The organism is Oceanobacillus sp. CFH 90083, from assembly GCF_009389585.1.
Lineage (GTDB): Bacteria > Bacillota > Bacilli > Bacillales > Amphibacillaceae > Oceanobacillus.
On the sequence record NZ_VIYG01000013.1, the window covers coordinates 41,517 to 67,987 of the forward strand.

At 40.1% G+C, this 26,471-nt stretch carries 25 protein-coding genes and 1 pseudogene; 13 read left to right on the top strand and 13 right to left on the bottom strand.

Features of this window, described 5'->3' with window-relative positions:
• Window positions 1-48: 48 nt before the first annotated feature.
• Window positions 49-1,478, top strand: a pseudogene (locus FLK20_RS17140) (catalase); the annotation flags it as partial.
• 826 nt (window positions 1,479-2,304) lie between these two features.
• Here FLK20_RS17140 and FLK20_RS21695 read toward each other — a convergent pair.
• On the bottom strand, window positions 2,305-2,469 hold the full coding sequence (locus tag FLK20_RS21695) for a hypothetical protein (RefSeq protein WP_194165661.1): 165 nt from the start codon (window positions 2,467-2,469) through the stop codon (window positions 2,305-2,307).
• A gap of 416 nt (window positions 2,470-2,885) precedes the next feature.
• Between FLK20_RS21695 and FLK20_RS17150 the strand changes: the two genes are divergently transcribed.
• Both FLK20_RS17150 and FLK20_RS17155 read left to right on the top strand, forming a co-directional pair.
• Window positions 2,886-3,176 carry a VOC family protein gene (locus tag FLK20_RS17150; protein WP_152657814.1) on the top strand — a complete coding sequence of 97 codons (291 nt, stop codon included), beginning with the start codon at window positions 2,886-2,888 and terminating at the stop codon, window positions 3,174-3,176.
• 301 nt (window positions 3,177-3,477) lie between these two features.
• Complete coding sequence (locus FLK20_RS17155; protein WP_227995109.1) at window positions 3,478-4,830, top strand: WD40 repeat domain-containing protein; 1,353 nt, start codon at window positions 3,478-3,480, stop codon at window positions 4,828-4,830.
• Window positions 4,831-5,136: 306 nt separating this feature from the next.
• Here the strand turns inward: FLK20_RS17155 and FLK20_RS21700 are convergent, their stop codons facing one another.
• Window positions 5,137-5,289, bottom strand: a complete 153-nt coding sequence (locus FLK20_RS21700; RefSeq protein WP_194165662.1) for a hypothetical protein — start codon at window positions 5,287-5,289, stop codon at window positions 5,137-5,139.
• Window positions 5,290-5,520: 231 nt separating this feature from the next.
• On the opposite strand from FLK20_RS21700, the gene FLK20_RS17160 reads away from it, so the two are divergent.
• The 3 genes from FLK20_RS17160 (at window position 5,521) to FLK20_RS17165 (ending at window position 7,535) form a co-directional block, all read left to right on the top strand.
• Complete coding sequence (locus FLK20_RS17160; RefSeq protein ID WP_483310481.1) at window positions 5,521-6,030, top strand: DUF421 domain-containing protein; 510 nt, start codon at window positions 5,521-5,523, stop codon at window positions 6,028-6,030.
• The gene (locus FLK20_RS22410; RefSeq protein WP_483310482.1) at window positions 6,000-6,212 is read left to right on the top strand and encodes a YetF domain-containing protein; all 213 of its coding nucleotides are present in this window, start codon (window positions 6,000-6,002) and stop codon (window positions 6,210-6,212) included. Before FLK20_RS17160 ends, FLK20_RS22410 begins: the two co-directional genes overlap by 31 nt.
• 237 nt (window positions 6,213-6,449) lie before the next feature.
• A complete protein-coding gene (locus tag FLK20_RS17165) occupies window positions 6,450-7,535 on the top strand; it encodes a glycosyltransferase family 2 protein (RefSeq protein ID WP_152657816.1) in 1,086 nt (361 codons plus the stop codon).
• Window positions 7,536-7,566: 31 nt separating this feature from the next.
• Here FLK20_RS17165 and FLK20_RS17170 read toward each other — a convergent pair whose 3' ends face one another.
• The 8 genes from FLK20_RS17170 to FLK20_RS17205 all read right to left on the bottom strand — a co-directional run bounded on the left by FLK20_RS17170 (window position 7,567) and on the right by FLK20_RS17205 (window position 15,147).
• The gene (locus FLK20_RS17170; protein ID WP_152657817.1) at window positions 7,567-8,460 is read right to left on the bottom strand and encodes a glycosyltransferase family protein; all 894 of its coding nucleotides are present in this window, start codon (window positions 8,458-8,460) and stop codon (window positions 7,567-7,569) included.
• A gap of 208 nt (window positions 8,461-8,668) precedes the next feature.
• Window positions 8,669-9,604 (bottom strand): glycosyltransferase, encoded by a 936-nt coding sequence (locus tag FLK20_RS17175; RefSeq protein ID WP_152657818.1) that lies wholly within the window; start codon window positions 9,602-9,604, stop codon window positions 8,669-8,671.
• 31 nt (window positions 9,605-9,635) lie between these two features.
• Entirely contained in the window at window positions 9,636-10,727 is a 1,092-nt protein-coding gene (locus tag FLK20_RS17180) for a polysaccharide pyruvyl transferase family protein (RefSeq protein WP_152657819.1), read from the bottom strand.
• On the bottom strand, window positions 10,724-11,758 hold the full coding sequence (locus FLK20_RS17185; protein WP_227995112.1) for a glycosyltransferase family 2 protein: 1,035 nt from the start codon (window positions 11,756-11,758) through the stop codon (window positions 10,724-10,726). Before FLK20_RS17185 ends, FLK20_RS17180 begins: the two co-directional genes overlap by 4 nt.
• Before the next feature lie 26 nt (window positions 11,759-11,784).
• Window positions 11,785-12,279 carry a hypothetical protein gene (locus FLK20_RS17190; RefSeq protein ID WP_152657820.1) on the bottom strand — a complete coding sequence of 165 codons (495 nt, stop codon included), beginning with the start codon at window positions 12,277-12,279 and terminating at the stop codon, window positions 11,785-11,787.
• A gap of 25 nt (window positions 12,280-12,304) precedes the next feature.
• Window positions 12,305-12,739, bottom strand: a complete 435-nt coding sequence (locus tag FLK20_RS17195) for an alpha-helical endospore appendage domain-containing protein (RefSeq protein ID WP_152657821.1) — start codon at window positions 12,737-12,739, stop codon at window positions 12,305-12,307.
• Window positions 12,740-13,141: 402 nt separating this feature from the next.
• Window positions 13,142-13,441, bottom strand: coding sequence for an alpha-helical endospore appendage domain-containing protein (locus FLK20_RS17200; protein WP_152657822.1), 300 nt, complete (start codon window positions 13,439-13,441; stop codon window positions 13,142-13,144).
• A 221-nt stretch (window positions 13,442-13,662) separates the two neighbouring features.
• A complete protein-coding gene (locus FLK20_RS17205; RefSeq protein WP_152657823.1) occupies window positions 13,663-15,147 on the bottom strand; it encodes an alpha-helical endospore appendage domain-containing protein in 1,485 nt (494 codons plus the stop codon).
• Between the two features lie 1,066 nt (window positions 15,148-16,213).
• Here FLK20_RS17205 and FLK20_RS17210 point away from each other — a divergent pair.
• From FLK20_RS17210 to FLK20_RS17235, 6 genes are all read left to right on the top strand, one after another.
• Window positions 16,214-16,597: a DUF2642 domain-containing protein gene (locus FLK20_RS17210; protein WP_152657824.1), complete on the top strand. Its 384-nt coding sequence runs from the start codon at window positions 16,214-16,216 to the stop codon at window positions 16,595-16,597.
• Between the two features lie 13 nt (window positions 16,598-16,610).
• Window positions 16,611-16,823: a hypothetical protein gene (locus FLK20_RS17215; RefSeq protein ID WP_152657825.1), complete on the top strand. Its 213-nt coding sequence runs from the start codon at window positions 16,611-16,613 to the stop codon at window positions 16,821-16,823.
• A 226-nt stretch (window positions 16,824-17,049) separates the two neighbouring features.
• On the top strand, window positions 17,050-18,201 hold the full coding sequence (sat, locus tag FLK20_RS17220; RefSeq protein WP_152657826.1) for a sulfate adenylyltransferase: 1,152 nt from the start codon (window positions 17,050-17,052) through the stop codon (window positions 18,199-18,201).
• 71 nt (window positions 18,202-18,272) lie between these two features.
• Window positions 18,273-20,051 carry an SLC13 family permease gene (locus FLK20_RS17225; protein WP_152657827.1) on the top strand — a complete coding sequence of 593 codons (1,779 nt, stop codon included), beginning with the start codon at window positions 18,273-18,275 and terminating at the stop codon, window positions 20,049-20,051.
• 12 nt (window positions 20,052-20,063) lie between these two features.
• A complete protein-coding gene (gene cysC, locus FLK20_RS17230) occupies window positions 20,064-20,666 on the top strand; it encodes an adenylyl-sulfate kinase (RefSeq protein ID WP_152657828.1) in 603 nt (200 codons plus the stop codon).
• 249 nt (window positions 20,667-20,915) lie between these two features.
• Window positions 20,916-21,920 (top strand): polysaccharide biosynthesis protein, encoded by a 1,005-nt coding sequence (locus tag FLK20_RS17235; protein ID WP_152657829.1) that lies wholly within the window; start codon window positions 20,916-20,918, stop codon window positions 21,918-21,920.
• Between the two features lie 366 nt (window positions 21,921-22,286).
• Here the strand turns inward: FLK20_RS17235 and FLK20_RS17240 are convergent, their stop codons facing one another.
• From FLK20_RS17240 to FLK20_RS17250, 3 genes are all read right to left on the bottom strand, one after another.
• A complete protein-coding gene (locus FLK20_RS17240) occupies window positions 22,287-23,213 on the bottom strand; it encodes a glycosyltransferase family protein (RefSeq protein ID WP_152657830.1) in 927 nt (308 codons plus the stop codon).
• A 66-nt stretch (window positions 23,214-23,279) separates the two neighbouring features.
• Window positions 23,280-24,017, bottom strand: coding sequence for a sulfotransferase domain-containing protein (locus FLK20_RS17245; RefSeq protein ID WP_194165663.1), 738 nt, complete (start codon window positions 24,015-24,017; stop codon window positions 23,280-23,282).
• A gap of 5 nt (window positions 24,018-24,022) precedes the next feature.
• Window positions 24,023-25,165: a polysaccharide biosynthesis C-terminal domain-containing protein gene (locus FLK20_RS17250; RefSeq protein ID WP_152657832.1), complete on the bottom strand. Its 1,143-nt coding sequence runs from the start codon at window positions 25,163-25,165 to the stop codon at window positions 24,023-24,025.
• A gap of 164 nt (window positions 25,166-25,329) precedes the next feature.
• Here FLK20_RS17250 and FLK20_RS17255 point away from each other — a divergent pair, with 164 nt between their 5' ends.
• Window positions 25,330-26,430, top strand: a complete 1,101-nt coding sequence (locus tag FLK20_RS17255) for a glycosyltransferase family 61 protein (RefSeq protein ID WP_194165664.1) — start codon at window positions 25,330-25,332, stop codon at window positions 26,428-26,430.
• Window positions 26,431-26,471 lie beyond the last annotated feature (41 nt).

A 26,471-nucleotide genomic window follows, 5' to 3' on the forward strand; every position in this document is an offset into this window, starting at 1 on the left:
AACAACAATAAAATATAACTACATGTTGAAAGGAAGTTCATCCAAACTATGAATGAAGATAATAAAATAAATGAAAATAGTAAAAACGAACAATTAGAATATTTTCGGAGTGCAGATAGCAAGGAGAACTGACCACGAACCAAGGTGTTAAACTAACGGAAGATGAATTATCTTTAACAGCCGGAGAAAGAGGACCAACCTTAATGGAAAATTTCCATTTCCGTGAAAAAATGACCCACTTCGATCATGAGTGTATTCCAGAACGTGTTGTTCACGCACGTGGTTTTTCTGCTCACGGAGAATTCGAGTTATATGAGTCAATGAAACCTTACACGAAAGCGAAATTCCCGCAAAATCCTAATGTGAAAACACCAGTCTTTGTCCGTTTTTCTACCGTTGCCGGTTCACGCGGCTCCAAGGATACACCGAGAGACGTTAGAGGATCTGCCACGAAATTCTATACAGAAGAAGGAAACTTCGATTTAGTGGCAAATAACATGCCCGTCTTTTTTATTCAAGACGGTATGAAATTTCCTGATGTTGTCCATGCCATCAAACCTGAGCCACATAATGAAATGCCTCAGGCAAGTGGAGCTCATGATACGTTCTGGGATTGGGTTTCACAAAATCAGGAAAGTGCCCATATGGTTATGTGGCTGATGAGTGATAGAGCCATCCCTCGCAGCTTTCGCATGATGGAAGGGTTTGGTGTTCATGCATTTCGATTTGTGAATGATGAAGGGAAAGCTTATTTTGTTAAGTTTTATTGGAAACCGGTATTAGGGACACATTCTCTTGTATGGGACGAAGCGGAAAAACTGGGCGGGAAAGATCCTGACTTTAATCGGCGTGATCTCTGGGAATCAATTAATAAGGGTAACTATGCTGAATACGAGCTCGGTGTTCAAATTTTAGAAGAAAAAGATGAGTTTAAATTTGATTTTGATATTCTTGATTCAACGAAACTTTGGCCGGAAGAGGATGTTCCTGTACGCATTATTGGAAAACTGACCTTAAATCGAAATGTAGATAATGTCTTTGCAGAGAACGAACAAGTTGCTTTTCACGTAGGGAATATAGTACCTGGGATCGGATTTACCAATGATCCATTGCTGCAAACACGCTTATTTTCCTATACGGATACACAGCTGTTCCGTCTTGGCGTTCCAAACTTTCATGAGATACCGATTAATCGCCCGGTTTGTCCGTTCCATAATAATTAACGGGATGGATTTCACCGGCAAACGATTAATAAGGGACAAGTCTCTTATCGAAATAATGCTTTAGCAGGTAATTAACCACATACGGTAGATGAAAAGAATGGCGGCTATGCTCATTATCAGGAAAAAGTTGATGGAAGTAAAATTCGATCTCGAAGTAAAAGTTTTGAAGACCACTTTAGTCAAGCAAAACTATTTTGGAATAGCATGAGTAATCCTGAAAAACAGCATATTATTGATGCTTTTAGTTTTAAAGTTCGCCGTTTCTATCCATTTTTCCCAGCTGTTGCTGTTTTGGTGAAAAAAGATTTTACATGGAATAACTTCCATTTTAAAGAGGGGACATTAACTTTATTGGATTTATACGGTACGAATCACGACCCTGCCATTCGAGTGTATTCGATCCAAATCGATTTGCTGATTGGGCAGGCAGTCCGTTTAAATTCATCCCTCAAGGCGGCGGAGATTATTTCTTAGAACACTGGTGAATGGGCTACGATGGAAATGATGAAAGTAAGTCTTCAATACTTAGCTAATTAAATATCTTATGAAGTTCCTGACAATCAAGACTTAAGCTTTAGTATGGGGAAGATACCAAGTATCCCGAAAAGTGGAATCATTTTAAGGAATATTAAGAAAAAAGCCTCGTATTAAATTCTTGCTTCTGTCACGTAATAAACTATGAGCGCATAGCATATAAAATAAAGAGCTCCCTGATATCTAAATCAAACTAACTTTGGATGTACCTGTTTCAGGTATAATATGAATGGAAAAGGGGTTTATGATGCGGGGACTAAGAATTTTTCAGCAATAGCTAATCAATTGAAAGGAAAGTTGATTTTAAGTACAAATGACCTCCTTTTTGGCTCGTTGGAAATGTTAACTTGCTAATCTTTTGTATTAAGAACCTGCTTATAGACATTACTCCTTTTTGCTAGTTACCTCTCATAAAGCGGGACAAACTCAATGAACAAAAATAAACATGGTGGTTATCACAATAAATTGGTGATTACCATGCTTATTTTTTATCTGGATTATATTCATGAAGCCTTCATATCTAAAATGAAGGCTTCATGAATATCAATTATTGATTTCCATTTCCATTTCCATTCATTTCGTTTTGCTGTTGTTCAGAAGGTTCTTCAGATGGATCTGGTTCCTGTTCATCTTGTACTGTGCCACACCCAAACAATAACCCAGCAGAAAGGATTGAAGTAATCATACATAAAGTTAACTTTTTGAATTTCATCGCTATCACCTCACTTAAGTAATATTTATTACATCTTATTTATTTCCTTTATCTTGAATCTTATTCTTAGAAAGGAGCATTATAAAAAGGTTTTAAAATACCTTATTATATAAGTGCATGTTCAAAAAGTTCTATAAAAAGAACCAAGAAGTTCAAGGCACGGGATTTTTACGAACAGGCTTTCACAGGATGTGATGACTTCTGTGTTTTCCACAGGACGTGAACGGTCTTAACAGAAGTTCCCCTATGCTTTGAAATACGTGAGTAACGCTTTTGGTGGGGCGAGTAATCGCAAAAGCTCTCCGGTGGGACGAGTAATCGCAGTCCCAGTCCCATCGGAAAAATCACGTCAACGCAGAAATTTGCCATGTCATTTTTATTGGACTTTTTGAACATCCTCTTAAAGGAGTTTTTGCATGTACAAACCAGGGTTTACGATATGGTACAGTGTCAGTAATGTTGAGCGCACGTTGAAGTTTTCCACGGAGCTGTTAGGTTTTGAGGTGGATTCCTATGACAAAGAAAATGGCATGGCAAGTGTACACACGAATACGAAAGATTGCTATATTGGATTTTCAGAGGCCGAGCAAGTTGTTCCTTCCACAGCAACTACTGTTTTCGAAGTAGAGGACATTTATGCTGCAGTAAAAGAATTAAAGGAGAAGGGAATCACGTTTAACGGGGAAGTTTCCACTATGGTAAAGTGAAGACGCAGGTTCGCCAATGGTATCAGAATTTCCTCTTTAAGATAAAATTTTAACAGTCAATTTCTTTATTTAGAACTTCATCTTGCCTCCATGAATATGTTATGAATACTCCCGCCCCTTCATTTTCTAACAAAAGTTTGAAGTGGGGGTTTCTAACGTATCGAACATTGATGAACGCTTAACGTTAGCGGAGTTGACACAGTGGCGTGCTGCAAACGTCCAGCCCCTCTATTTCACCCTACACATTCCTTGAGGTTGGGAGTGCTCTCGCCTAATTATGATAGACAGGGAGGAGATAGTTTTGTTTGAGACTGGATTAATCAGTTATGTATCAGATCGTGGAAATGCTTACGATATTTGGCTATATGACCCGTGTGACGGAAGACATACTCAGCTTACGGAGGGATTGGCAGATGTCTTTTCCATTCCTTACTGGTCTTCAGACAGTCATCGAATTGCTTTTGTTGGTCGATACAGGATTATATACGTGTTCGATCTTCTGACTGGGCAAATTGCCGAAATCGACCAACTGGCAGAAGGTGAGATCCATACATTAGACTGGTCACCTGATAGTCGAAGATTGGCTTATACAAAACAAGAGCAAATCATTTTATACGACATCATTTCCCATGAAGTCCAAAGCTTTACCCAACCGGGAGCTTCGGATGTGCAATGGTTTCCTGATGGAATTGACATTCTCTTTCAAGCCCCTGATGCAGCCAGCATAAGCCAGTTATATCGTATGAGAACAGATACGGCAGAAAAAGATCAGATCACCCGTAACGAAGAAGGACGTCTTAATTATGTACGTCTTTCCCCTGACGGTCAGTTTGCTCTGTATACGACACCCGGTGCGAGTATTTCCATCATCCACACGGTTGACCTTGCCACAGGCCAAGTGTTTGAAGTAAGAGGAGGGCCGCTTGCCAGGAATTATTACCCTGAATGGTCGCCTAATTCAACAAGAATCGCATATAGCGCAAACGCTTTTGAGGAAAATGGATATTTTTCTCTTATCAGAATAGCAGAAAGAAAAGGGGGGAAGGACCGTACTTGGGCCATTTCAGATTGTTTTGCGACTCCGGTCACCTGGTCACCTGACAGCAGAAAAGTCGTTTATCTTTCCGGATGCAATGATGCACCATTTGGAAGTGAAATGTGGTACATTGATCTCAATCATCCTGTGCCTATACAATTAATGAGCAGCATCAGGATCACTGTTGCCAAGTGGTCTCCAACACCCATTCAACTTTCCAGAAGAACATATACTAATCTGGTATATAACGTGACATTGCAATATCCGATGAATTGGAGAGAGGTGAGCTCGGAAAGATACGAGGGGGAGGACGGCTTTTTTCAAATCTCCGCTATTTCTGCAGGTCTTCATATCGATAAAGTCTGTCAAAACGAAGCCTTACATCCATTAATGCCGTACGGTTCACAACCTCGAATCATACAAACTCGCATTCAAAATCAGGAGGCATGTTTTATATTTCCTTCCACTAATCAGCCACCGGAAATGAGAGAACAGGCTGCTTTGATTGTAAGATATCCAAGACCGGTTAACATTCAAGGAATAATGTACAATTACTTTGTATTGTGGGCTAGCCAAAAGCATATAAACGAGTTAGCTGCTTCATTGAGATTTCTATAACTATTTCCCGGCACGCCCAAGAATGTGCTTATGAGTGAAGTTCTTTTTGGGGATAGATCAATGAAAGCAAAACAATATGTAAAAGATTTTGGCGCAGTAAAGGGTTCCGCATGCATGTTTTTCGTTTAGAAGAAGATCAATCTTCCGTTAAAGGGTGAAAACTTAGATTTAACTGCCGTCTTTCAAATAGAGGGGAAAACAAATCTATTTAGGCGGGAGATCAGATAGGTTAATTCCCTGATTCATGAAGCCATCATATCATATCATATCATATCATATCTAAAATGAAGGCTTCATGAATATCCATTATTGATTTCCTTTTCCACCCCAATCGTTTCGCTGTGGATGTTCAAAAGGTTTGTCTTGCTCCTGCTCCTCTTGTACTGTACTACATCCAAACAATAACCCGGCAGAAAGAATTGTAGTAATCATACATAAAGTTAGCTTTTTGAATTTCATCGTTGTCACCTCACATAAGTAATATTTATTCCATCTTATTGATTTCCTTTTTCTTGAATCTTATTCCCTACACATTGCTTGAGGTTGGGAGTCCTCTCGCCTAATTATGATAGACGATGCTCAAGCTTTCGATGTAAATATTTTAGTGGGACGAGTAATCGCATCACTCCGGTTGAATCCTTGCTTAATTGGCAATCATGATAAAAGATTATTGGATTGGAGTGGACACATATGAATTTTATTGCATTGGCAGTAGAACTGGTTACTGGATTTGTCGTCCTGTTTATTTTAATTAAAATACTTGGCAAAAAAATCATTGAACAAATTACACCATTCACCTTCATCGCGGCGATTGTTTTTGGTGAGCTGCTTGGGAATGCGCTCTATGATAAAGAAGTCGGGGTCGAATATATTATTTTTTCCATGACATTGTGGGCAGCCATGATTTTTACTGTGGAAGTTCTTGGTCAGAAGTTCCTGCTGTTCCGAAAAGTTTCTGAAGGTAAGCCATCGGTTTTGATTCACAATGGCATTATAAATCGTGACCAGCTTAAAAAGAATAAAATGAATATTAACCAGCTTCAGAGTCTCCTGCGTCAATCTGAAACTTTTTCAATACGGGAAGTTGCGTACTGCTACCTTGAGGCAAACGGATCAATCAGTATCTTAAAAAAACACCGAAGCAGAAGCTGCAGCAGGAGGATATGCAATTGCCTCCGAAAACAGTGTATGTTCCAGTAACTCTAATTCGGGATGGGGAATTACTGCATGATGAACTAGTGGAAATTGGTAAGAACTCTGACTGGTTAAAAAAAGAGCTAAAAAACCAAGGAGTCGATAAATTCCGCGATGTTTTCCTGGCAGAATGGCTGGAGGGAGAAGGGCTTTTTGTGCAAGCTATTAAACAGGTATCAGGCGGTTAATTACTTATTTGACAGAAAGTTATTTGGAAGGAAATATAGAAGGTCTATTAGCTTATTCCTGAAGAAATTGATGGAGAACCAGCAAGGGTTAGCCAAGAAGATGTAACCAGACAATTTAGTTATGATTTTGACGATTATGATGATTACGGTCGTCCATTCAACCATTTTTCAATACTTTGTTTCCGATAGCGCCTTCACAACATATATTATTATATCTTGTTTGTTGGTGGTGTGAATATGGTAAAAATAAGTCTTTGCATGATTGTGAAAAATGAAGAAGAGGTGCTGCGTCAATGTTTGGACAGTGTAAATGCAATCTGTGATGAAATCATTATTGTAGACACAGGTTCAACAGATGATACGAAGCAAATTGCAAGTGAGTATACAGAGAAAGTGATGGATTTTAAATGGATCGATGATTTTTCAGCTGCCAGGAATTTTGCTTTTAAACAGGCGGCTTCAGACTACATTTTATGGCTCGATGCTGATGATATTTTAAAAGAGGAGGATCAGAAAAAATTAAAAAAATTGAAAGAAGAGCTGGACGCTTCCGTTGATGCAGTTTCCATGCTCTACCATATTGCTTTTGATGAATTTGATAATCCGACCTTCAGCTATCGGAGGAATCGTCTGGTAAAACGGGAGCGGAACTTTACATGGATAGGTCCTGTTCACGAATATCTGGAGGTATCTGGAAACATTATCTCTTCTGATATAGCTGTGACCCATCGGAAGGCGGATAAGTCTGATGTAAAGGCAATTAATGATCGTAATTTGAAAATTTATGAAAAAAGATTAGAGCAGGGAGAGGAATTCAGCCCGAGAGATTTATTTTATTATGCCAATGAATTAAAAGATCATCATTTGTTTCAAAAAGCAGTTATTTATTATCGGGAGTTTTTAGCAACAAAAAAAGGCTGGGTGGAAGATGAAATTCGTGCATGTATCAATATGGCGGAATGCTACCGGCTGTTAGGGAATGCCGAAAAAGAGATTGAGGCACTGGTGCTTTCCATTACTTATGATGTACCAAGACCAGAAGTATCCTGCCGAATTGGAGATTTATATAAGGAAAAGCATTTATTTCAAAAAGCAATTATCTGGTATCGGCTGGCTACAGATGTAGAGCTGGATGATTCACAAGGTTTTCAGCAGCATGGATATAGCACCTGGTATCCACACTTGCAGCTCTGTGTTTGTTATTGGCAGTTAGGAGAGAAGAAGCTGGCTCAAAAGCATAATCAAAAAGCAAAGCACTATCACCCAAATAATCCTCAGGTACAGTATAATGAAAGGTTTTTTAAGGAATATAAGGGGGAATAATTTGAAAATCTTTACGGATGTGAAAAAAGGATTACTTTCGTTTCGGCTGTAATCCTTTTTTTATCCACTCCAACAGCATCTCTGCCCGATGCTCGTAGGTATGATACTTTAACAGATGCTGATAGCCTGCCGATGCAATCACCTGTGCTTCGTCCACATGCGTTAAATAGTATTCTATTTTCTCTAAAAGGTCCTGATGAGAATCAAACAAAACCAGATGCCTGCCATCTTCAAGCAGTGTATCCAACTTCGGGACTTTGTCGCTTAATACCAGGGCACCGCAGCCTATTCCTTCAAAGATACGAAAATTAAGGCTTTTAATCGTATCTGCGGCATGATTGAACACGATTTTGGATTGACCGTATGCGCTGGCAAGATCATGTAGGAATACGCGTTTGTGAAAGGATAATTGATAATCAGAGTGGAATTTCTTTGTAATTTTTTCGATTGCCTGTACCCGTTTTTGATACAGGGAATGGTCCAATGTCCCGACGGATGTAATATCAACTGGTCTGTTTTGAAGAAGCGTATCATCATTAAAAACATTCTTCGCCATTGCAAATGGAAAGAACTTAACAGGTATCGGGAAATGCTTGGCTAAGTGTAAAGAATGTGCCATTAATATCAGATCCGGCTGATACTGCTGCGCCAGCACTTTATTTGTTGCCAGCCTGTTCTCTCCATGATGAATCAAGAATAGCTTTGGAATGCTGACAAACTCAATATGCTTTACCTTTACGGGCGGAAGAGCAGGGCTTTCCACAAATAAAACAGCGATATAATCCTCCATAGTAACCGTAGAAAAATCAATAAATGACGGATACACATCCACTTTTACGCCGATATTCTGAAATGCATCCTCTAAATATCTGCCGGGGGTGAAGCTTGTTTTCCCATAACACATTAATATCTTTTTTGGCTTCATGCTGATGCCACCTGCCTCGTATTTAAGATTATGCTTGCATTACCAATGTATGTATCAACTGAAAAAAAGGATGTATGCTTACCTGTGCCGGGAAAGAAATAAGCAAGAGTGGAGAAAAAGAGAAAGCTTGTTTTATTGTTAATTTTATAGGATAAATCCATGTGTTCCAGACTCATCCTATTTATCAACCTTTTTTGAACTCGCACTATTAGTAAGTTCCTTGCATTAAAATAGCTTCAATCTCTGCCAAAAATTCCTTTGCGCGCTTTTCGGTCGTATGCCGCTCTTTTGTCAGCATCATACCATTACGGGCAATGCACTCTCTCTCCTCCTGATGATGCAGATAGTAATCAATTTTTTCTTCAAAGCTCAGCTCATCGATTGCAACAAAATGGACCCCGGGCACAAACCCTAAGTCACCTAATTCCTTAGAATAGCTGGCTAACAGCAAGGTATTGCAGGCAGTAATTTCAAAATATTTCATGAGCGGATATTTGAAAATAGAGTCACAGGACAAGACAATTTTAGATCGATTGAGCTCTTGGGCATAGCTCTTACCGACAAAAGCATCCTTCTCATCAGCATGAATGGTCCGGTAACCCGGATGCAGGTGGTGAACAAAATCTGCTCTGTTTTTCAGCCGCATTTGCATGATGGCACGTAACGGATAAAAATCCTCCAAAACAGGTCCCGTTAATAGAATCGGAATATCTTTCTGGTGTTGATAGTCTTGGTAGATTTCCTGATGTGCATGGTGTGGAAGCCAGTGCATACGGTCATTGAATTCTGGATACCATTGCAGGAATTTATCCCGGTAAAAAGTAAATATATGCTGTATGTTTTCTTTTTCAATGATAGCTTTTCGCAGCGCTGTTTGAAAATGTAAGTCATGCAAACCAACTGCAAAGGGGATAGTGAGGTTTTTAAGTCCTGTAATAATTGGTGATCCATTTTCTAAATAATCATTAAAAAAGATAAAGTCCGGTTTAAAAGAGATGGAATCCAGAATCTGTTTAATATCACCAGCTTGATGAGATACAAATAAATCGGTTATTTTTCGCAGCTCTTGAATAAAGTAGTAGGACGCAGGGACAGTATAGGCATGATCATCACGCGTCATAAATAATATTTTTAATTTTGTCATTTTAACGGTCGCTTCCTTTATTGATAATACTTTAAATATATAAACCGTGCTCAAACGGCTCCAGCAGCTGGGAACGATAGAATTGATGCTGTTTAGCCATCGTGTTGACCAGTTCTGTATAACTGCTGTTTATTATTTCAATGAGATCCATTATTTTGCGCTCCAGTTCTGCATCATCTGTAGCAATAGCCAACTGATCCAATCCAACAGAACGGACAAAATCAAATATTTTAAACCGGTAGCCTAAAGCAATAAAAGGGACTCCCGCTGCGAGAGATAAATAATTGGCATGCAATTTAAAATTAATTGTAAGTGTAAAATGCTTGATTAAAGCGATAGACTCTGCTGCAGTGTATACATTGTTATCCAGTTGATAAGAAGAGGGATCGTTCAGTTTTGCGGCGAGCCGTTTGGTAGGCTCCGAATCTGCATCCCACATCAGATAAAAATAAATTTTATAGCCTTGAGAGATAAGCTGATTTAAAGCAGCTGCTAGCTGATTTTCCAGCGTAATTTCATTTCTTCCATAAATATTATCAAAGGAAGTCCCCCAATTGACCCCAATTATTTTATCATTTGATGAAAAATTGTCAGAGAATGGGTCTGTATCTAATGCATTCGGCAGTAAGAATGCCGGATCTCCACTAACTTTCACTTCATTTGTAACACCGGCATCCTGTAAGAACTGCTTTGTTAATGGACCTCTGACACCGCTCCAGACACATTCATGAAACACGGTGTTCAGATTTTTATGAAATGTATCGGTCATATTAGCGGTAATAACGTTTATGTTCTGCCTGTCAGAAAGATAATCCTTTGGCACCCAGTCAATACCGCTGCCCCAAATCATAACTTTTTTATTCATTTGCAGTGCTTGATAAAGTGTCTCCATAATATAGGGCTGAATGGGATAAGCTGCACCGCTGAGAATAGAACCGCCGCCCAGTACGATTAAATCGTAATTTTGCAGGGCTGCATTATCCAGATAACGTTTTTCATTATTTACTAAATCCAATTTATAAGTATCGCCAAGTTTAAAAAATTCTTTCTTAAAGCATTCAAACATTAATTCATCGCCCAGATTGTTGTAGCCAATCCAGCCGATATATATAACATGCTTCATGACGCTCCTCCTTCATTTGATTCTTTTAACTGGTCTAAGCAGGTGTCCCGGTACTGCTCGGCTCGAAAACTCCCGACACCTTGAAGGATTAAGTAGCCGGGATGATTTTCACCAAGCTCTAAGCATTTTTCAAAGCATGCTTTTGCATCCTGAAAATCTGCCTGCCGGAAAAGAATCAGCCCTTTATAAAAATGTAAATCAACATAATCGGGATAAAGCAGCAGCGCCTTTTCAATGCCCGGCAACGCTTGATCGAGACTGTTTGTTTGAATGAGCATATCGTACTTTAATTTATAGAGAATGGAAGGAGGTTTTTGCCCGCTTAATAAAAAGTTAAAAATAGATCGATTGACGTATTCCATTGCTTGATCGTATTCATGATTGCGGTAATATTCACTGGCAAGGTGATATTCAATCCAGGGACTGTGCTGTGCTTTTTCCGCCTCTAATTCCAACAGCTTTCTATTACGGGCTGATTTATTTTTCTGGATGGTTATCTCACGAATATAGCCATAATGAAGAATAGGAAGCTTTAGTGTATCCGTAGTCATTTGACTGGGATCTCCATCTAACGTTTCATGAATTCGGTGAATAAATGTAATCCCGCAATGATTACGAAATAAGCGGGGCTGATAATGCATATAGGAGGCTTGATTGGAATCATTTATATGCTCCCCGATAAAATTTGTTATCGGCAGGGAAAGTATATTTGCAGTTTTCTTTTTTAAAGCTATCTTCTGACCTTCAGGATTCTGTACGTCCAGACATTCGTCAGCATCCAGCCATAATATCCATTCCCCTGTTGCTTTAGCTAATCCTGTATTTCTGGCATTCGCAAAATGATCATCCCATAGATAATGATAGACCTTTGCATGAAATTGATTAGCAATGAGAATGGTTTGATCTGTTGAACCAGTATCTACAATAATGATTTCGTCTACAAAGTCCTGCACGCTTGATAAGCATTTTTCCAGAAAAGCATCCTCATTTTTGACAATCATACATAAGGTAATGGTTGGTTTTTTATCCATTTGATTTCCTCCTGTTTAAATAGGTGTCAGGAACGGTTTCCCGCCTTTTTAGAGGAAAACCAGGGACCGCGCGGGGAAGTATCACGAATAATCGTGACCTTGGGATAATAGCTTAGTAATAAATGTAAACAGTCCAGACAGCGGTTTTTATACGTATCTAAAGAAAAAGAGTGCTGCTGAATTTGTTTTTTGAGTTCGAATATTTCCTCTCGAATAGCCTCTTTAACAAGTTTTTTGGAAACATCCTTCTGTTCCATGAATGATGTATCTGACTGGTGATAAATTTCTTCCAACAGCTCCTGTTGATGAAAAAAATGATAATGCAATTTTTCAAGGGAAGTAAGAGATGAAAGCAACTGTCTTTCAAAGCGCTGTTTTTCTGGAATCTCTCCTATTTGTGTATATTTACGGACCTCCTCCATGTAATCGGTAAGGAAGTATAAGAAAATGTGCGTATAGGTTAGATAATTGGATTCGCATTTATCTAGTTTCTCCTCTAGTGTGGAATTACTGTATGCCATTTCCTGTTTCCCTCCCTTTCACCATTTAGTAATCAGAGTAAGGTCTATTGTTCTCACATTGCTTACATCTGCAACCCTGTGAATGACAGCAGCATTCTTCACAATGATGATGACAGCAGCCTCTTTTTTTGCCTGTTCCTTCCTGATGCTCACATGTGCATACGCAAGAACATATAGAAGTTTCATCCAACGCAACAACATCCTCCAATTTAAACTGCAGCAGCATTTGTGATTTAACAATGGTACGCAGTGTTTTATTTACACTATCATTTATACGCAAATAGTCGTTTAAGCAATGATCGGATTTTTCTAAGAATGCTTGAAGCTTTTCTCCTTCCGCATTCAGAATATGAGATAAGCCAATTTCCTCTAAAGCGATGGAAGATAATAGTAAATCAATTGTTTCACAGCGATCTAACGAGATAATAGGAGTAATATTGGGGATATTTGGCATTGACATGGTGTGTCCTCCTTTCGTTTAACATAGGTATTAATAGTAACTTGATTTTGTGAAAGGCTAATATAGCATGAACCAGCATACTGTCTTACGGAAAGCGTGATAAGTATTCTGGTGATAAATGAACCATTACCATACAAATCGCTTTGTTTATTTAGAAAGGACATTTTTATAGGAGGATGTTCAAAAAAGTCCAACAAAAATGACACAGCGGGAAAAGGAACTCTGTTAAGAACGCCTGCAGGCAGCCCGGAAGTCATCGCATCCTGCAAAATCGTGTTGGCTTGCTTTTTCGTTTCAGGACGTGCTAGTGTCGGCGTTGCAACAAGGACGCCTAAAACCTAAGTCTGCCTATTCCTTTTTATCGTCTCTTTTGAACATGCACTATAAGTAGCTGAAAAACTGTTATTCAATTATGTCCATGACATTTTTTAGTTTAGTTTGCAATAGGAGCTCTTTCTTTAATACAGTCTCCAGAGTGCATTGGACACTCTCATTTATGCTGATTAAGTCATCTAATGATGCGATACCCTCTGGAGATGTTGCCAGTGTACCTAATACGTATTGGATCTTTTCTCCTTCTGCATTAATAATATGAGCCAGTCCCAGCTCTTCTAATGCAATAGATGCTAACAATAAATTAATGACATCATCTCGGTTAATAGAAATTTCCGGTGTAATATTTGGGATGTTTGCTTGTGACAAGGTGTTTCCTCCTCATTTTAGACATAAATCTATTGGCTATACATTTATCGTATGACTGCCTCATTTAGGCTGTTCCATAATTGGGTAATGGTCTATTTTAGAACGAATAAAAGTGTGAAAGATTTAGTGAGAAAGACAGATGTGATGAAAGCTTTTTTCGATTTCACATGCGCTATGTAATAAAGAAATCTGAAGTGTGTACACACTCCAGATTAAATAGGCTATGCAATTTGATTGATTGACCAATAGATACCTTGCTGATCGCTGCCCCCTAAGTTTAAGCCAATGTTTAAACCATCAGCTATATAGAATAGACCAATCTGATCCCCGGCATTAAGCTGGACTTCTCCTGCTAAGGTTACGGTTCCGTTTCCTAATACAGCTCTTAAGGTGAGGAGCAGTGCAATGTTTACATTCAGTACAGGGAATAAGCCGGTTATTAATGTTGTAGGGTTTGGTGTAATCCGTTGAACTGCAAAAGCAGGGTCTATTCCCGCACCAAGAGAAATGGTAAGTGCGGCAGTTGTTTGGTAGTTTATTGTTGCATCAATGGAGTACCGACCTGTCACAGGGACGGTAAATATTCCATCTAAAGCGTTAAAGTTAGGACTAGGGTAAGAAGGAGGTAAAGTAGACCAGCTGACTAATTGCTCTGAACCAGTTACAGTCATTGTTCCTTGACGTGCTGCAAATCCGTTCTCTGCAAACGCGGGTCCAGTAGCACCAGTAGGTCCAGCAGGTCCAATAGGTCCGGTAGCACCAGCAGGTCCAGCAGGCCCGGTAGCACCGGCAGGTCCAATAGGTCCGGTAGCGCCGGCAGGTCCAGTAGCACCGGTAGCACCGGCAGGTCCAGCAGGCCCGGTAGCACCAGCAGGTCCGATAGGTCCGGTAGCACCGGCAGGTCCAATAGGTCNAGCAGGTCCGATAGGTCCGGTAGCACCGGCAGGTCCAATAGGTCCGGTAGCGCCAGCAGGTCCAGTAGCACCGGTAGCACCGGCTGGTCCAGCAGGCCCGGTAGCACCGGCAGGTCCAATAGGGCCGGTAGCGCCGGCAGGTCCAGTAGCACCGGTAGCACCGGCTGGTCCAGCAGGCCCGGTAGCACCGGCAGGTCCAATAGGGCCGGTAGCGCCGGCAGGTCCAGTAGCACCGGTAGCACCGGCTGGTCCAGCAGGCCCGGTAGCACCGGCAGGTCCAATAGGGCCGGTAGCGCCGGCAGGTCCAGTAGCACCGGTAGCACCGGCTGGTCCAGCAGGCCCGGTAGCACCGGCAGGTCCAGCGGGTCCAGTAGCACCAGCAGGTCCAGCAGGTCCAATAGGTCCAGTAGCACCGGCAGGTCCAGCGGGTCCGGTAGCACCGGCAGGTCCAGCAGGTCCTGTTGGGCCAGGCGGCCCTGGAGGTCCAACACTTCCATCAGGCATAATACTGGTTACCTGTTTTAACTTGTTATCTAATAAAAGTTCTTTTTTCATCGCTGTTGCAAGCATATCCTGAACAGCTTCATTCACTTCAAGTATTTCTGGTAAAGTTGCTGGTGTTGTTAAGCCTGGGATTGTACCAAGCGCATATTGGATTTTTTCCCCTTCTGCGTTAATGATGTGAGAAAGTCCTAGTTCCTCCATTGCAATCGAAGCAAGAAGAAGATTAATCGCGTCATCTCTAGTAAAAGTTATATTGGGCGTGAAATTTGGCAGGCTGGGCTGGGACATTATGATTCCCCTTTCTTTATAAAATGTTGGAGTAGAAGTATTTGTAGGAGATGTAGATTGATAAATACGACGTTCTCAACTAATATATTCTGAGTTAGCTGGATGGGTATAGACATATCACTAAAATTTTTAGCTATAAAAAACAGGCCGGAAACCTTCTGTGAAAAATGTTTGAAATAGTGTTTCCAGTATTTCGGTATTTTAGTATAGCAGTCCCACAAAAACCTGTTCTGCGAATATTTATAAAGTTTCGGTTTGTCTTCTATATAAAATAAGGAAGCCTTTTAACTCTATTGCTTACTATAAATAAATTCGTTTAGCGAACAAAAAGAGCGTACTCTTCATATCAGCTTTTGGAACCGAAAAGAGAAACAGTCCAAAGTCCATAAATGAAAAGCTCCCGTTTTTGATGCTTTCCCGGCTTCTCCCCAGCCCTTTATTTCTTGAAAACACTATTTTAATGAATATGTACAATCTCGCTAATTAAAAAAACATAAATTATTTTATAACAAGAAGAAAGGAGTGTGAATGATAGGTCATATAGACTTTGTTCCAATTTAAGGAATAAAGTATAAGCACAACAAAGGCAAACCTGCTATTTTTCAAAGCTTGGCTTGCCAAATTCCCCCCCCCATAAAGTTTATTCCAATGGGAAGCAAGCTTTATGGATGCTGATCTGAGACTGAGAAAAATCAAAAATGTAAAAAACACGATGGCAGTGAATATAGTTTCAAATACTAGGACAAACACTGATAAATGTAAGAATAAAGGCTATGACCAAAAGAAAAATAACAAAAAAATCCGATTTCAGAAAAGCACGCAATATGACCAATGTAAAAAGGTGCGTGCTCTTAATCATTGTGATAATAACCGTTAAAATGGTGTGACCATAAAACAAAATGAATTAGTCTGTCTATAGTAATCCAGTCTCAGGGGGAGAGATAATCGTTAAAGAATCTGAAGACGTCGGAATGATGCCGGCAGACTTCTAAGCAGCTGTGATTTTCCTTATTAGTAGTAATAGACAGGAGATCCCGAAAATTATTATGGAAAGGAATGAATGAGCTTGGCTAATTTAACAGATCGTCAAAGAAATTTATTAGGGTTGCTAAACCTCTTGTCACAAAACACATTCAATAACAATAGCACCAGCGATGATAGCACGTTAAGTAACAGTTTTTCTCTCAATTTACCGGGGCTCAATCTGGATTTAGATCAGAGTTTAAATTTGGATTTTGGTTTCGGCAGAGGAAGAACTCCTGCTACCCCGACAACCATTAGAGAAGTTTTACTGGGTTTAGTAAACGAACAGGTGCAGGTCACTACTCCTTTTGACACAATAACTGGAACATTACTCAATGTTCAAAATGACTATATTACGATGATTGAAGCTTCTGGCGCACAAGTACTGACCCAAATAGAAAAAATTGAATTTGTCAGTAATATGTAAGGGAGGGGTCCAAATGTTTGAAGCGAGGTTTGTTGCTGAATTATCTACTCGAACCGGATCAAATGTGGAATTAGCTACAGATAACAATTTAATCGAAGGTATTCTCTCAACGGTTACCGCAGATTTGGTTTTAGTAATTGATGTGACAAGCGGCTATGGAGGCAATGTCAAAATATATATATCTTTGGATGCTATTAATTTCGTCCGCTTTCCTGTAGCAGCGTAGAAAAAATATTTATCAAGAAAGATTTGTTTTTCTTCACTCCCTATTTTTGGAAATAGAAAGGTGAAAAATACTCTGGTTTGGCAGCCAGGGTATTTTATTATTATCCACGGGAGCCGAATAAAAATCAAGCCAATTGCACTGCGATAAATTTGAGTCATAAGCGGTTTCGGCCAATGTTGCTATTCAATATATTACTATATGAAAATTGAAATTTGGAGGTTATAGTATGGTCAATCAACCACACGGCGGAAGATTAATCAGCCGTGAATTAACTGGACAGCAAAAAGATGAAGCAGCCAGACATGCTGAAAGGCTTCCATCAATCATTGTGGACCCCTGGGTGATTTCCGATATGGAATTGATTGGGACCGGAGGCTTTAGTCCGCTGACAGGGTTTATGAAGCAAGCTGATTATGAAAATGTTATTGCCAATACACGTCTTGCAGATGGCATGATTTGGAGCATTCCCATTACACTGCCGGTCACCGAACAACAGGCTCTAAACATTAACGTTGGTGAACAAATTGCTCTTAAAGGAAAGGATGATATCATTTACGGGATACTCGAGCTGGAGGAGAAATATGGATATGACAAAAAGAAAGAAGCACAGCATATCTATGGCACGACTGATGCGGCACATCCCGGTGTGAAAAAAGTTTATGAAAAAGGACATGTATACCTTGGCGGGCCAATTACACTGCTTCGCCGGCCGGATCATAGTCCATTTGCAGCTTATTACATGGATCCATCTGAAACACGGCAGATGTTTGCTGATTTGAATTGGAAAACAATCGTTGGTTTTCAGACACGTAACCCGGTGCACCGCGCACATGAATATATTCAGAAGGCTGCTCTGGAGTCGGTCGATGGTTTACTGCTGAATCCGCTTGTCGGTGAAACAAAGCCTGATGATATTCCGGCAGCTGTCCGGATGGAAAGCTATGAAATAATTTTAAAAAATTACTATGTGAAAGATCGTGTCCGTCTTGTCATCTATCCGGCAGCAATGCGCTACGCTGGACCGAGAGAAGCGATTTTACATGCTATTGTACGCAAAAATTATGGCTGTACACATTTCATCATCGGACGTGATCATGCTGGTGTTGGTAATTATTATGGTGCATATGATGCGCAAACACTGATCGGTCAATATGAAGAAGAACTCGGTATTCGGATTTTTAAGTTTGAAAATGCGTTTTACTGCAACATTTGTGAAAATATGGCATCCGGGAAAACCTGTCCGCATGACAAGGAAAACCATGTTGATTTAAGTGGCACAAAAGTACGTGAAATGCTTCGTAATGGCAAACGTCCGCCCAAAGAATTTTCACGTCCGGAAGTTGCGGATGTACTAATCAGAGGAATGCGAAGAAAATGAGGAAGGCTGTTCAAAAATCCTGCTCTAATTTCTTTTTCTTGAGCATGCAGATAAAGAGGGGATGAAATGTTATGACGCTGGAAATGATGTTTGTTCTGATGTTACTGCTGACCATGTTTTCCATTCTGATTTTTGAATTAATCCGGCCTGACATAGTTCTTTTCTCCATATTGATGATATTACTTCTATCGGGCATATTGACAGTTGACGAGGCGCTTGCCGGATTTTCCAATGAAGGGATGCTGACTATCGCATTATTGTTCATTGTTGCAGGAACGATACAGAAGAGTGGTCTAATCAATCAAATGATGGGAAAATGGCTGCAAAACAGTCGTTCACACACAGGTGCGATGCTGCGTTTTTTGGTGCCGACATCTGCGTTTTCCGCATTTTTAAATAATACACCGATTGTGGCAGCCCTTACGCCAATGATTAAAAAATGGTGCGAAGATAGCAGAATTGCTCCTTCCAAGTTTTTAATCCCATTGTCATATGCCACTATTTTAGGCGGGATGATCACATTAATCGGAACGTCGACAAATCTCGTTGTTCACGGTTTGATGCTGGACTTTGGGCTAGAGGGTTTTTCATTATTCACATTAGCTGCCGTCGGTATTCCGACTACTCTGGTTGGACTGATTTACCTATTTACCATCGGATACAAATTACTGCCGGATAACAAAAGCTTCCATCAGAAGATGAAGGAAGACTCCAAAGAATATATCGCTGAACTACTAGTGACACAGGATTTCGAACATCTGGGCAAGAGTATCAGGCAAGCAGGTCTGCGTGGTCTGAAGGGTCTTTACTTGATTGAGATTATCCGTAGTGAAGAACGGATTTCACCAGTCAAGTCAACTGCGGTAATTCAGAGTGGTGACCGATTGATTTTTACGGGGCTGATTTCAACCATAGCTGACTTACAGCAGATGAAAGGTTTGGAGCTGGAAACAGGGACAAACATGGAGCTTGGTCAGCTTAAAGATGGATCAAGCATGCTGGTGGATGCGGTCGTATCAGACCAGTCTTCCCTGATATCTAAATCAATTAGACAGTCGCAGTTCCGTTCACAATATGATGCAGGTGTTATTGCAGTACACCGAAATAATGAACGGATGAAGAGCAAGGTTGGCGACATCATTTTGAAGCCGGGGGATTCATTATTGCTTTTGGCTGGTACGGACTTTATTGAAAAATATCAACAGTCGAATGATTTTTTTGTCGTGTCGTCATTGAATACACCGCCTTCTCTGCACCAAAGTACAAAGAAGGGCTGGTTTTCCATTACCATGCTGCTTGTGATGATTATGACGGTAACGCTGGGGTGGCTCAGCATGTTTCAAGCGATGGCACTGGCAGTATTAGTATTTTTGGCGATGAAAATGATTACACCTCAGGAAGCAAAGAATTATATTCACTTCAACGTTTTATTAATGATTGCCAGTTCGTTGGGAATAGGAACTGCTATGAGGAAAACGGGTCTGGCGGAATGGGTTGCGGCTCGTCTGCTGGAGCTTGGTGAGCCGCTTGGGTTACTGGTCGTTTTGTTTATGATCTATATCCTGACAAATGTGTTTACAGAGATTGTTACGAATAGCACAGCAGCCGTTATGATGCTTCCGGTCGGAATTGAAATGGCACATACACTTCATGTCGATACGCTGGGAATAGCTGTCCTGATTGCGATAGCCGCTTCAGCAAGCTTCGTTACACCGATTGGTTACCAGACAAACTTAATAGTGTATGGTCCCGGTGGCTATAAGTTTATCGATTATGTAAAAGTGGGACTCCCGCTAAGTCTATTAGTAATGGTGACATCTGTTTTAATCGCTTATAATGTATGGTTTTAGGAGGAAAAGCTTATGACTGAGTCGGAAAATGTGAAGTGGCATCATGCAAAAGTAACGAAAGAACAACGGAGGCATTTAAATAAGCATAAGAGTGCCGTGGTTTGGTTCACCGGGTTGTCTGGCTCCGGTAAATCGACTATTTCCGTTGAACTGGAAAAGGAACTGCATCACCTTGGTGTCCGGACGTACTGTTTGGATGGTGACAATATCCGTCATGGATTGAATAAAGATCTTGGCTTCCGTCCGGATGACCGGAAAGAAAATATCCGCCGCATCGGCGAAGTATCCAAGCTGATGGTTGAAGCCGGGCTGGTTGTACTGGCAGCATTTATTTCACCATATCGCGCAGACCGTAATGAAATACGAAAAAGGATGGATGACGGTGAATTTATTGAAGTATTTGTCAATGCGAAAATAGAAACATGTGAATCACGTGATCCAAAAGGACTTTATAAGAAAGCACGCGCGGGTGAGGTGAAAGAATTTACCGGGATTGATGCGCCTTATGAAGCACCGCTGAACCCCGAATGTATAGTGAATACAGATAAGCAGAGTGTTGAGGAATCAGTGCAAACGATCATGTCCTATTTGAAGGCGGAAGGGTACCTGGAATGAAATCAGGGTCACTGGATTCACAGCAATTGCCCCTTTTTCCCTTACTTCAACGTATATCATGTACCGTCTACTATTTTTTTCATAGATTGAGGTATACCTATTTGAATGAAATGATGCCAGTTTCCAAGCAGCGAATAAATAAACGAATATGGAAGCCTGCTTGCGAAAAACGCCCTCATCCAACTCATCAGCTGTTCAAATCTTGGTGATATAAACAATTAAACAATATTCCTGGAGGAGTGTTTAGATGTGTTTCAAAATACGACAATATTGATTACCGGAGGAACAGGTTCCTGGGGACATGAACTCGTTAAAAAACTAATTTCTTTTCAACCAAAGGAAATAAGGATCTTTTCGCGTAATGAATTTGCTCAGGTGAAAATGAAAAGGTTATTTTCGGATAACGCTTGTTTGAAATTTATAATTGGCGATGTAAGAGATTTTGAGGCAGTAGATGAAGCAGCCCAAAACGTTGATTATCTCTTCCATCTTTCGGCGCTGAAGCATGTGCCAATCTGTGAAGAACAACCCTCAGAAGCATTAAAAACAAATGTACATGGTACTGAGAATATCATCAAAGCAAGTTTAAAGCAAAAGGTGAAAAAAGTCATCGATGTTTCCACAGATAAAGCAGTTGAACCAATCAATTTTTATGGAATGACAAAAGCAATTGGTGAGAAATTAATCATTCAGGCCAATCAATTAAGCACTCATACGCGTTTTGTCTGTGTCCGCGGGGGGAATGTTATTGGAACAAATGGGAGTGTCATCCCGTTTTTTAAGGAACAGATAACTACCAGCCATGAAGTTCCTCTAACATCTAGAGAAATGACACGCTTCTTCCTGACAGTTTCCCAAGCCATTGAATTACTGATACATGCATCTGAAAAAGCAATCGGCGGAGAAGTATTTGTCATGAAGATGGAAGCGTGCCGGATTGTCGATTTAATTGATGTTCTGGAAAAACATTTTGCCGAAAAAAAAGTCAATATTAATGAGGTTGGCATCCGTCCGGGTGAAAAACTGCATGAGGTATTAGTATCCAATGCTGAATCCAGAAATGCATATCAATTTGATGAAAATTATTATGTTATTTTGCCTGCTAATGCTTCTGAGGAGATAAAGAAAAGGTATAAGAATTTACCAAAGGTCGCCTTCAAACAATACCAATCCAATGATGAGCTCATGTCCTCCAGTGAAATTGAACAAATTCTCAGAAAAGCAAATGTTATTACAACTTCAGCTCTTTTTTAACACATCGATCTGCGGTAAAGTACAAAAGACAATTAAAATACAAATTATAGGAAGATAATTAGGACAAAACATCGGAAACAATCCCAAAATAGTGTGTTGCCACTTACAGGTGGAGACACACTATTTTTTGTTTTTAATCCGTTTGGAGTGTGAAGAATGTAGCTTAAAAGTCGTTCGACGTAAAAATTTTTTAGGCAGTAACTATAAGTACAGTTGTTTTTATAGAGGGAGTAACCGCAAACGGTCTTTGGCGGGGCGGGTAACCGCAGCCCCATTCCGAGTTTCAGGACGTTAGTGTCAGCGTTGCTACAAGGACGTTACGGATTTAGCAGCTCGGTCTTTTTATCTAACTTTTTGAACACACACTTATAATACGCTTTTTATCTGGTCGATTAACTGATTTGCCCGATGAGCGGTGGAATGATGGTTATGAACAAAACGGTAACCTGCTTCGGTAATCTTTTCCCGCTCTTTTGTATTTTTCAGATAGTATTTCGCTTTTTCCGAAAAATTTTCTGTGTTGATATCCACAAAATGCTTTCCCGGTATCAAACCAATTTCCGCGAGCTCAGGTAAAGCCGGAGCCATCAGTAATGTGCGGCACGCCGGCACTTCGAAATATTTAAAAGTTACAACCTGGCGGACAGACCCGCATGCAAAAAACAGCTTCGCCTGATTAATGGTTCTGGCGTAATTTTCACCGATGAAAGCTTTATCCTCCTGTTCCCTGGTAAAATTCCTCCACCCGGGGTGAGGCCGGTTGAAAAAAGCAGGATTATCTTTATAATGCTGTAATATCCTTGCTCTCAATGGGTAGATGTTCGGAAACGAAATTTCTCCCAGCAGCATCAAGTCGATTGTTTTTTCATTATTATAGTCTTTAAAGATAGAGGTATTCGCAAATTGAGGAAGAAAGAATACCTGATGCTGGCTTTGCCTGCGATAATGATTATTAAAATTATGCTGGCATATGACAAAGAACACCCTGATATGATTATTCTCCATATACCTTCTTCGCTGTTCTGTAAACCGGTGAGCATCAGTTACCATCAGACCTACAGGTATTTGGATACTGGATAAACCGGTGACGACAGGATCAAATCTTGTACCAATATCATTAATAATTAAAATGAAATCCGGCTTATCAGTAAGCTTACGTAATATTTTGCGGATAGGACCGGATTTTCGATAAACAGTCAAGCTGGTCACTTTTGCTAATTCTTTTTCTAAATTGTTATAATTATTATTTGTAAAACGAGAGGTGTCGGCTGCAATTAGCAATAATTTTAGCATCTGTTATTCACACCTTCCTGAAATAAAAACGCCTTCTTTGTGTAGAAGACGTTTACAATAATCGCTTTACTTATACCCCAGCCTTGATAAAGTCTTATCAAAAGTTTGATTGATTTGTTTTTGCTGATCTTCCGTTAAGATAGATTTCCATTTATTTGCCTGACCTTTTCTTAAAAAAGGGATATTGCGGTCAACAAATTCTGATTCGCCGTCTAAATGAAGTTTTTGCTTTTTTTCCATTGCTTTCATATTATCAAAGGAAGCCCAATTCACAGCTTCGTTAATTTCTTTCTCTGTTCTGTTCACATTTAAGAAGCTAGTAATTCTGTATGCTTCTTTAGAAGTATTTTGAAGAAGATCCTCGTATTTAATCAGAAGAAAACCATTTTTGACCTTTTCCTGATTATCTAACCAGCCTGTGACATTGGTGTCCCATTTTCCAGGCCATATATCTCCTTCCATCCACTTGTGAAAAAATGCATCAAAAGGCATTTTTTCACCTGTATATTTCAGATGATGATAATAGTAGGAAATAGCAATATCCCTCGGGTCTCTTACCAGATAAATCACTTTCGGGTAAGCTGGAGAGTAGCTTTCATGACTCCATACGAGGTGCGGAGAAGGCAAGTTTTCGATTGGCTCACTTAACACATTCTGAATCATTTCGCCTTTTGTCGCCCAGTCTATATTTTTTCGGTACAATAACTTGGCGACAAGGAACAGTAAGAAGTTGTTCCCCGATTTCGGGTAGGCTACGAGGCAAATATCATCCTCCTGGCATATATATATTTTATTGGCTGGCACAAATATCATCCTTTCTTTTTATCAACTTTGTTTGGCTGTACATCTAATGGAAAGGTGTCCGGGTTATCCGGATCAAACAATTCATTGGCCCAAAATAAAACAATCATCTCATCATCTGATACGTTTTCAATTGAATGGGTGTAGCCCGGGGGGATGTCTACCATTTCAATGTTCTGATCTGTAACACGATAAGAAATCCTTTGATCTGAATCGATTTTTCTCAATGCAATATTCGCTTCTCCTTTAATCACACAGAATTTCTCTACTTTTGTATGATGGTAATGATTTCCTCTGATAACGCCCTTGCGTGATGTTGACATAAAAATTTGGCCGAGCTGGTGTGATTTGATTAACTCTACTAAACTTCCTCTTGCATCCTGATGAACAGGTAAATCATAGGAAAAATCATTTTCGTCTAAAAAGGATAGATAGGTTGCATACAAGTACTTGGTGAATGGATCAGACAGATCAGGTATGATCAGCGAATTTCGTATGTTCTTTATCTCATAAAGCTTTTGCGCGAGTTCACCCACCGTAATATGAAAGGTTTGGGGGATTGAATAATAGAATGTTTTTTCTGTCCTTTTTTGATGCAGACAGTCGATAAAACTGTCTACTACATCGTCAATATATACGAGTTCAAGCATTTTGTCCGCATCATGGATTGCAATGTCTTTATTGTGCGAAATTTCATGACAGAAGGTAGCAACTACGGAGTTATAATGTGGTCTGCACCACTTTCCGAAGACACCCGGCAAACGGTAAATGTACACCTCGGCAGCTGTTTCCATACTATAATGCTGAAGAACCTCTTCGGCAGCTTTTTTACTTAAGCCATAAGGTGTATCTATTTCAGCTTGTGCAGAGGATGAAAAAACAATTTTTGGTGTTTTGTGATGCGCTCTCAAATAGTTGACGATGGATTCTGTAAGTCCTTTATTAACACTTGCAAACTCCGATTTATTTGTGGGTCTGTTCACTCCGGCCAGATGATAGATGATATCCGAATCGTTTAAATACTTATAAAGCAGCGACAGGTCATCGCTGTGGTGGTATTGTCTGACGGAGACTCCTTTTTCCTGGCGCAGTCTGTCAACCAGATTCTTGCCGATAAATCCGCCTGCCCCGGTTACGGTTATATTTATCATACTATGCTCCTCCTGTTTCTATTACCCATGCGCGTATCCATTTGGTGTAGCTGGACACTTGTTCAACACTTATGAAGACTTTTCTACATATTATGGAGTACTCGGTGAAATGTGAAAAAATAGGGCATAGGCTAAGGTTGTTCATTAAAAGAGGAGATGTATATATGACAGATTTATATATTCCTACAAAAGATTGGCTTGAAAAAACGACAGCAACATCTAATATACATGATGTTTATAAGGAATTTTATACAAATGAAACCGTAACATATACGCAGCCGAAAGGGGATTTACCGGAATGGGTGGATTGGGTATCTCCGCCGAAGTTTGGGGAGAACCATAAATTTGATAAGTCTTATGTTGCCAAAATAGAAAATGGAAGTGTATGGATGTGTGATAGAGGGGAGGGGATGGTTTATGCGTTGGCACCTGAACACACATACTTTCAGGATATGGTCTTTCATTTATACTGGGATTATTTTGAGAAGGTTGCAGCTGCTAAGATACCTCCCGCTTCCGCCTGCCATGGAACGCTAGGTGTTCTTGCTTGGGCGGGTCATACCAATTACTGGCATTGGCTGCATGACACTTTGGGACGTTATCATTTACTTCAGCTCAGCGGTTTTAAGATAGATAAATATGTCCTGCCTCCCTTGACGCTGCCATTTCAGCGGGAAACAGTAGAAATACTTGGGATTCCTGAGGATAAAATCCTGGAGCTTACACCAGGAAAGCATCTGAAGGCAGAATATTTAATTTTGCCATCTATACCATTCAATGCAGGGACATGTGTGCAATGGACAGTGAAATTCCTCCGGGATACATTTTTGAAAGAGAAGCGCTATACTGACTTAGATTGCTTTGAACGAATCTATATCAGCCGGGAAGATGCCGGATGGAGAAAAGTTGCTAATGAATCTAAGCTTATGGAGCTCTTGACCAAAAAAGGATTTAAAAAAATGATACCAAGCGCGTTAACCGTCAAGGAGCAAATCGATATATTTTCTTCCGCCAAGGTTATCATAAGTCCGAATGGAGCCGGGCTGACAAATCTTATGTTTTGTCAGTCCGGGACAAAAGTGATTCAGCTATTTACATCCACGTCAGACGAATTTTTTAAAATGGGGCAGTATATAGGTTTGGATTATCGGTTTTTGAAGTGCAGAAATGCTAATCCTGTATCTAAAGAGCATGAGGTCCTTAAAAATCTTGTGGTTGATGTGAAAAAAATAGCAAGAGTGTTGGAGGAAGAGGGGATAGATTAATTCTGAAAAGACAGATGCTCAGTGCAGCATCTGTCTTTTGA

What these genes read in the sequence shown, in the direction of transcription:
- FLK20_RS21695 (WP_194165661.1), bottom strand. Translation starts at nt 2,469, where the DNA reads ATGAAATTCAAAAAGTTAACTTTATGTATGATTACTTCAATCCTTTCT.
- FLK20_RS17150 (WP_152657814.1), top strand. Translation starts at nt 2,886, where the DNA reads ATGTACAAACCAGGGTTTACGATATGGTACAGTGTCAGTAATGTTGAG.
- FLK20_RS21700 (WP_194165662.1), bottom strand. Translation starts at nt 5,289, where the DNA reads ATGAAATTCAAAAAGCTAACTTTATGTATGATTACTACAATTCTTTCT.
- FLK20_RS17160 (WP_483310481.1), top strand. Translation starts at nt 5,521, where the DNA reads ATGAATTTTATTGCATTGGCAGTAGAACTGGTTACTGGATTTGTCGTC.
- FLK20_RS17165 (WP_152657816.1), top strand. Translation starts at nt 6,450, where the DNA reads ATGGTAAAAATAAGTCTTTGCATGATTGTGAAAAATGAAGAAGAGGTG.
- FLK20_RS17170 (WP_152657817.1), bottom strand. Translation starts at nt 8,460, where the DNA reads ATGAAGCCAAAAAAGATATTAATGTGTTATGGGAAAACAAGCTTCACC.
- FLK20_RS17175 (WP_152657818.1), bottom strand. Translation starts at nt 9,604, where the DNA reads ATGACAAAATTAAAAATATTATTTATGACGCGTGATGATCATGCCTAT.
- FLK20_RS17180 (WP_152657819.1), bottom strand. Translation starts at nt 10,727, where the DNA reads ATGAAGCATGTTATATATATCGGCTGGATTGGCTACAACAATCTGGGC.
- FLK20_RS17185 (WP_227995112.1), bottom strand. Translation starts at nt 11,758, where the DNA reads ATGGATAAAAAACCAACCATTACCTTATGTATGATTGTCAAAAATGAG.
- FLK20_RS17190 (WP_152657820.1), bottom strand. Translation starts at nt 12,279, where the DNA reads ATGGCATACAGTAATTCCACACTAGAGGAGAAACTAGATAAATGCGAA.
- FLK20_RS17195 (WP_152657821.1), bottom strand. Translation starts at nt 12,739, where the DNA reads ATGTCAATGCCAAATATCCCCAATATTACTCCTATTATCTCGTTAGAT.
- FLK20_RS17215 (WP_152657825.1), top strand. Translation starts at nt 16,611, where the DNA reads ATGTTTGAAGCGAGGTTTGTTGCTGAATTATCTACTCGAACCGGATCA.
- sat (WP_152657826.1), top strand. Translation starts at nt 17,050, where the DNA reads ATGGTCAATCAACCACACGGCGGAAGATTAATCAGCCGTGAATTAACT.
- FLK20_RS17225 (WP_152657827.1), top strand. Translation starts at nt 18,273, where the DNA reads ATGACGCTGGAAATGATGTTTGTTCTGATGTTACTGCTGACCATGTTT.
- cysC (WP_152657828.1), top strand. Translation starts at nt 20,064, where the DNA reads ATGACTGAGTCGGAAAATGTGAAGTGGCATCATGCAAAAGTAACGAAA.
- FLK20_RS17240 (WP_152657830.1), bottom strand. Translation starts at nt 23,213, where the DNA reads ATGCTAAAATTATTGCTAATTGCAGCCGACACCTCTCGTTTTACAAAT.
- FLK20_RS17250 (WP_152657832.1), bottom strand. Translation starts at nt 25,165, where the DNA reads ATGATAAATATAACCGTAACCGGGGCAGGCGGATTTATCGGCAAGAAT.
- FLK20_RS17255 (WP_194165664.1), top strand. Translation starts at nt 25,330, where the DNA reads ATGACAGATTTATATATTCCTACAAAAGATTGGCTTGAAAAAACGACA.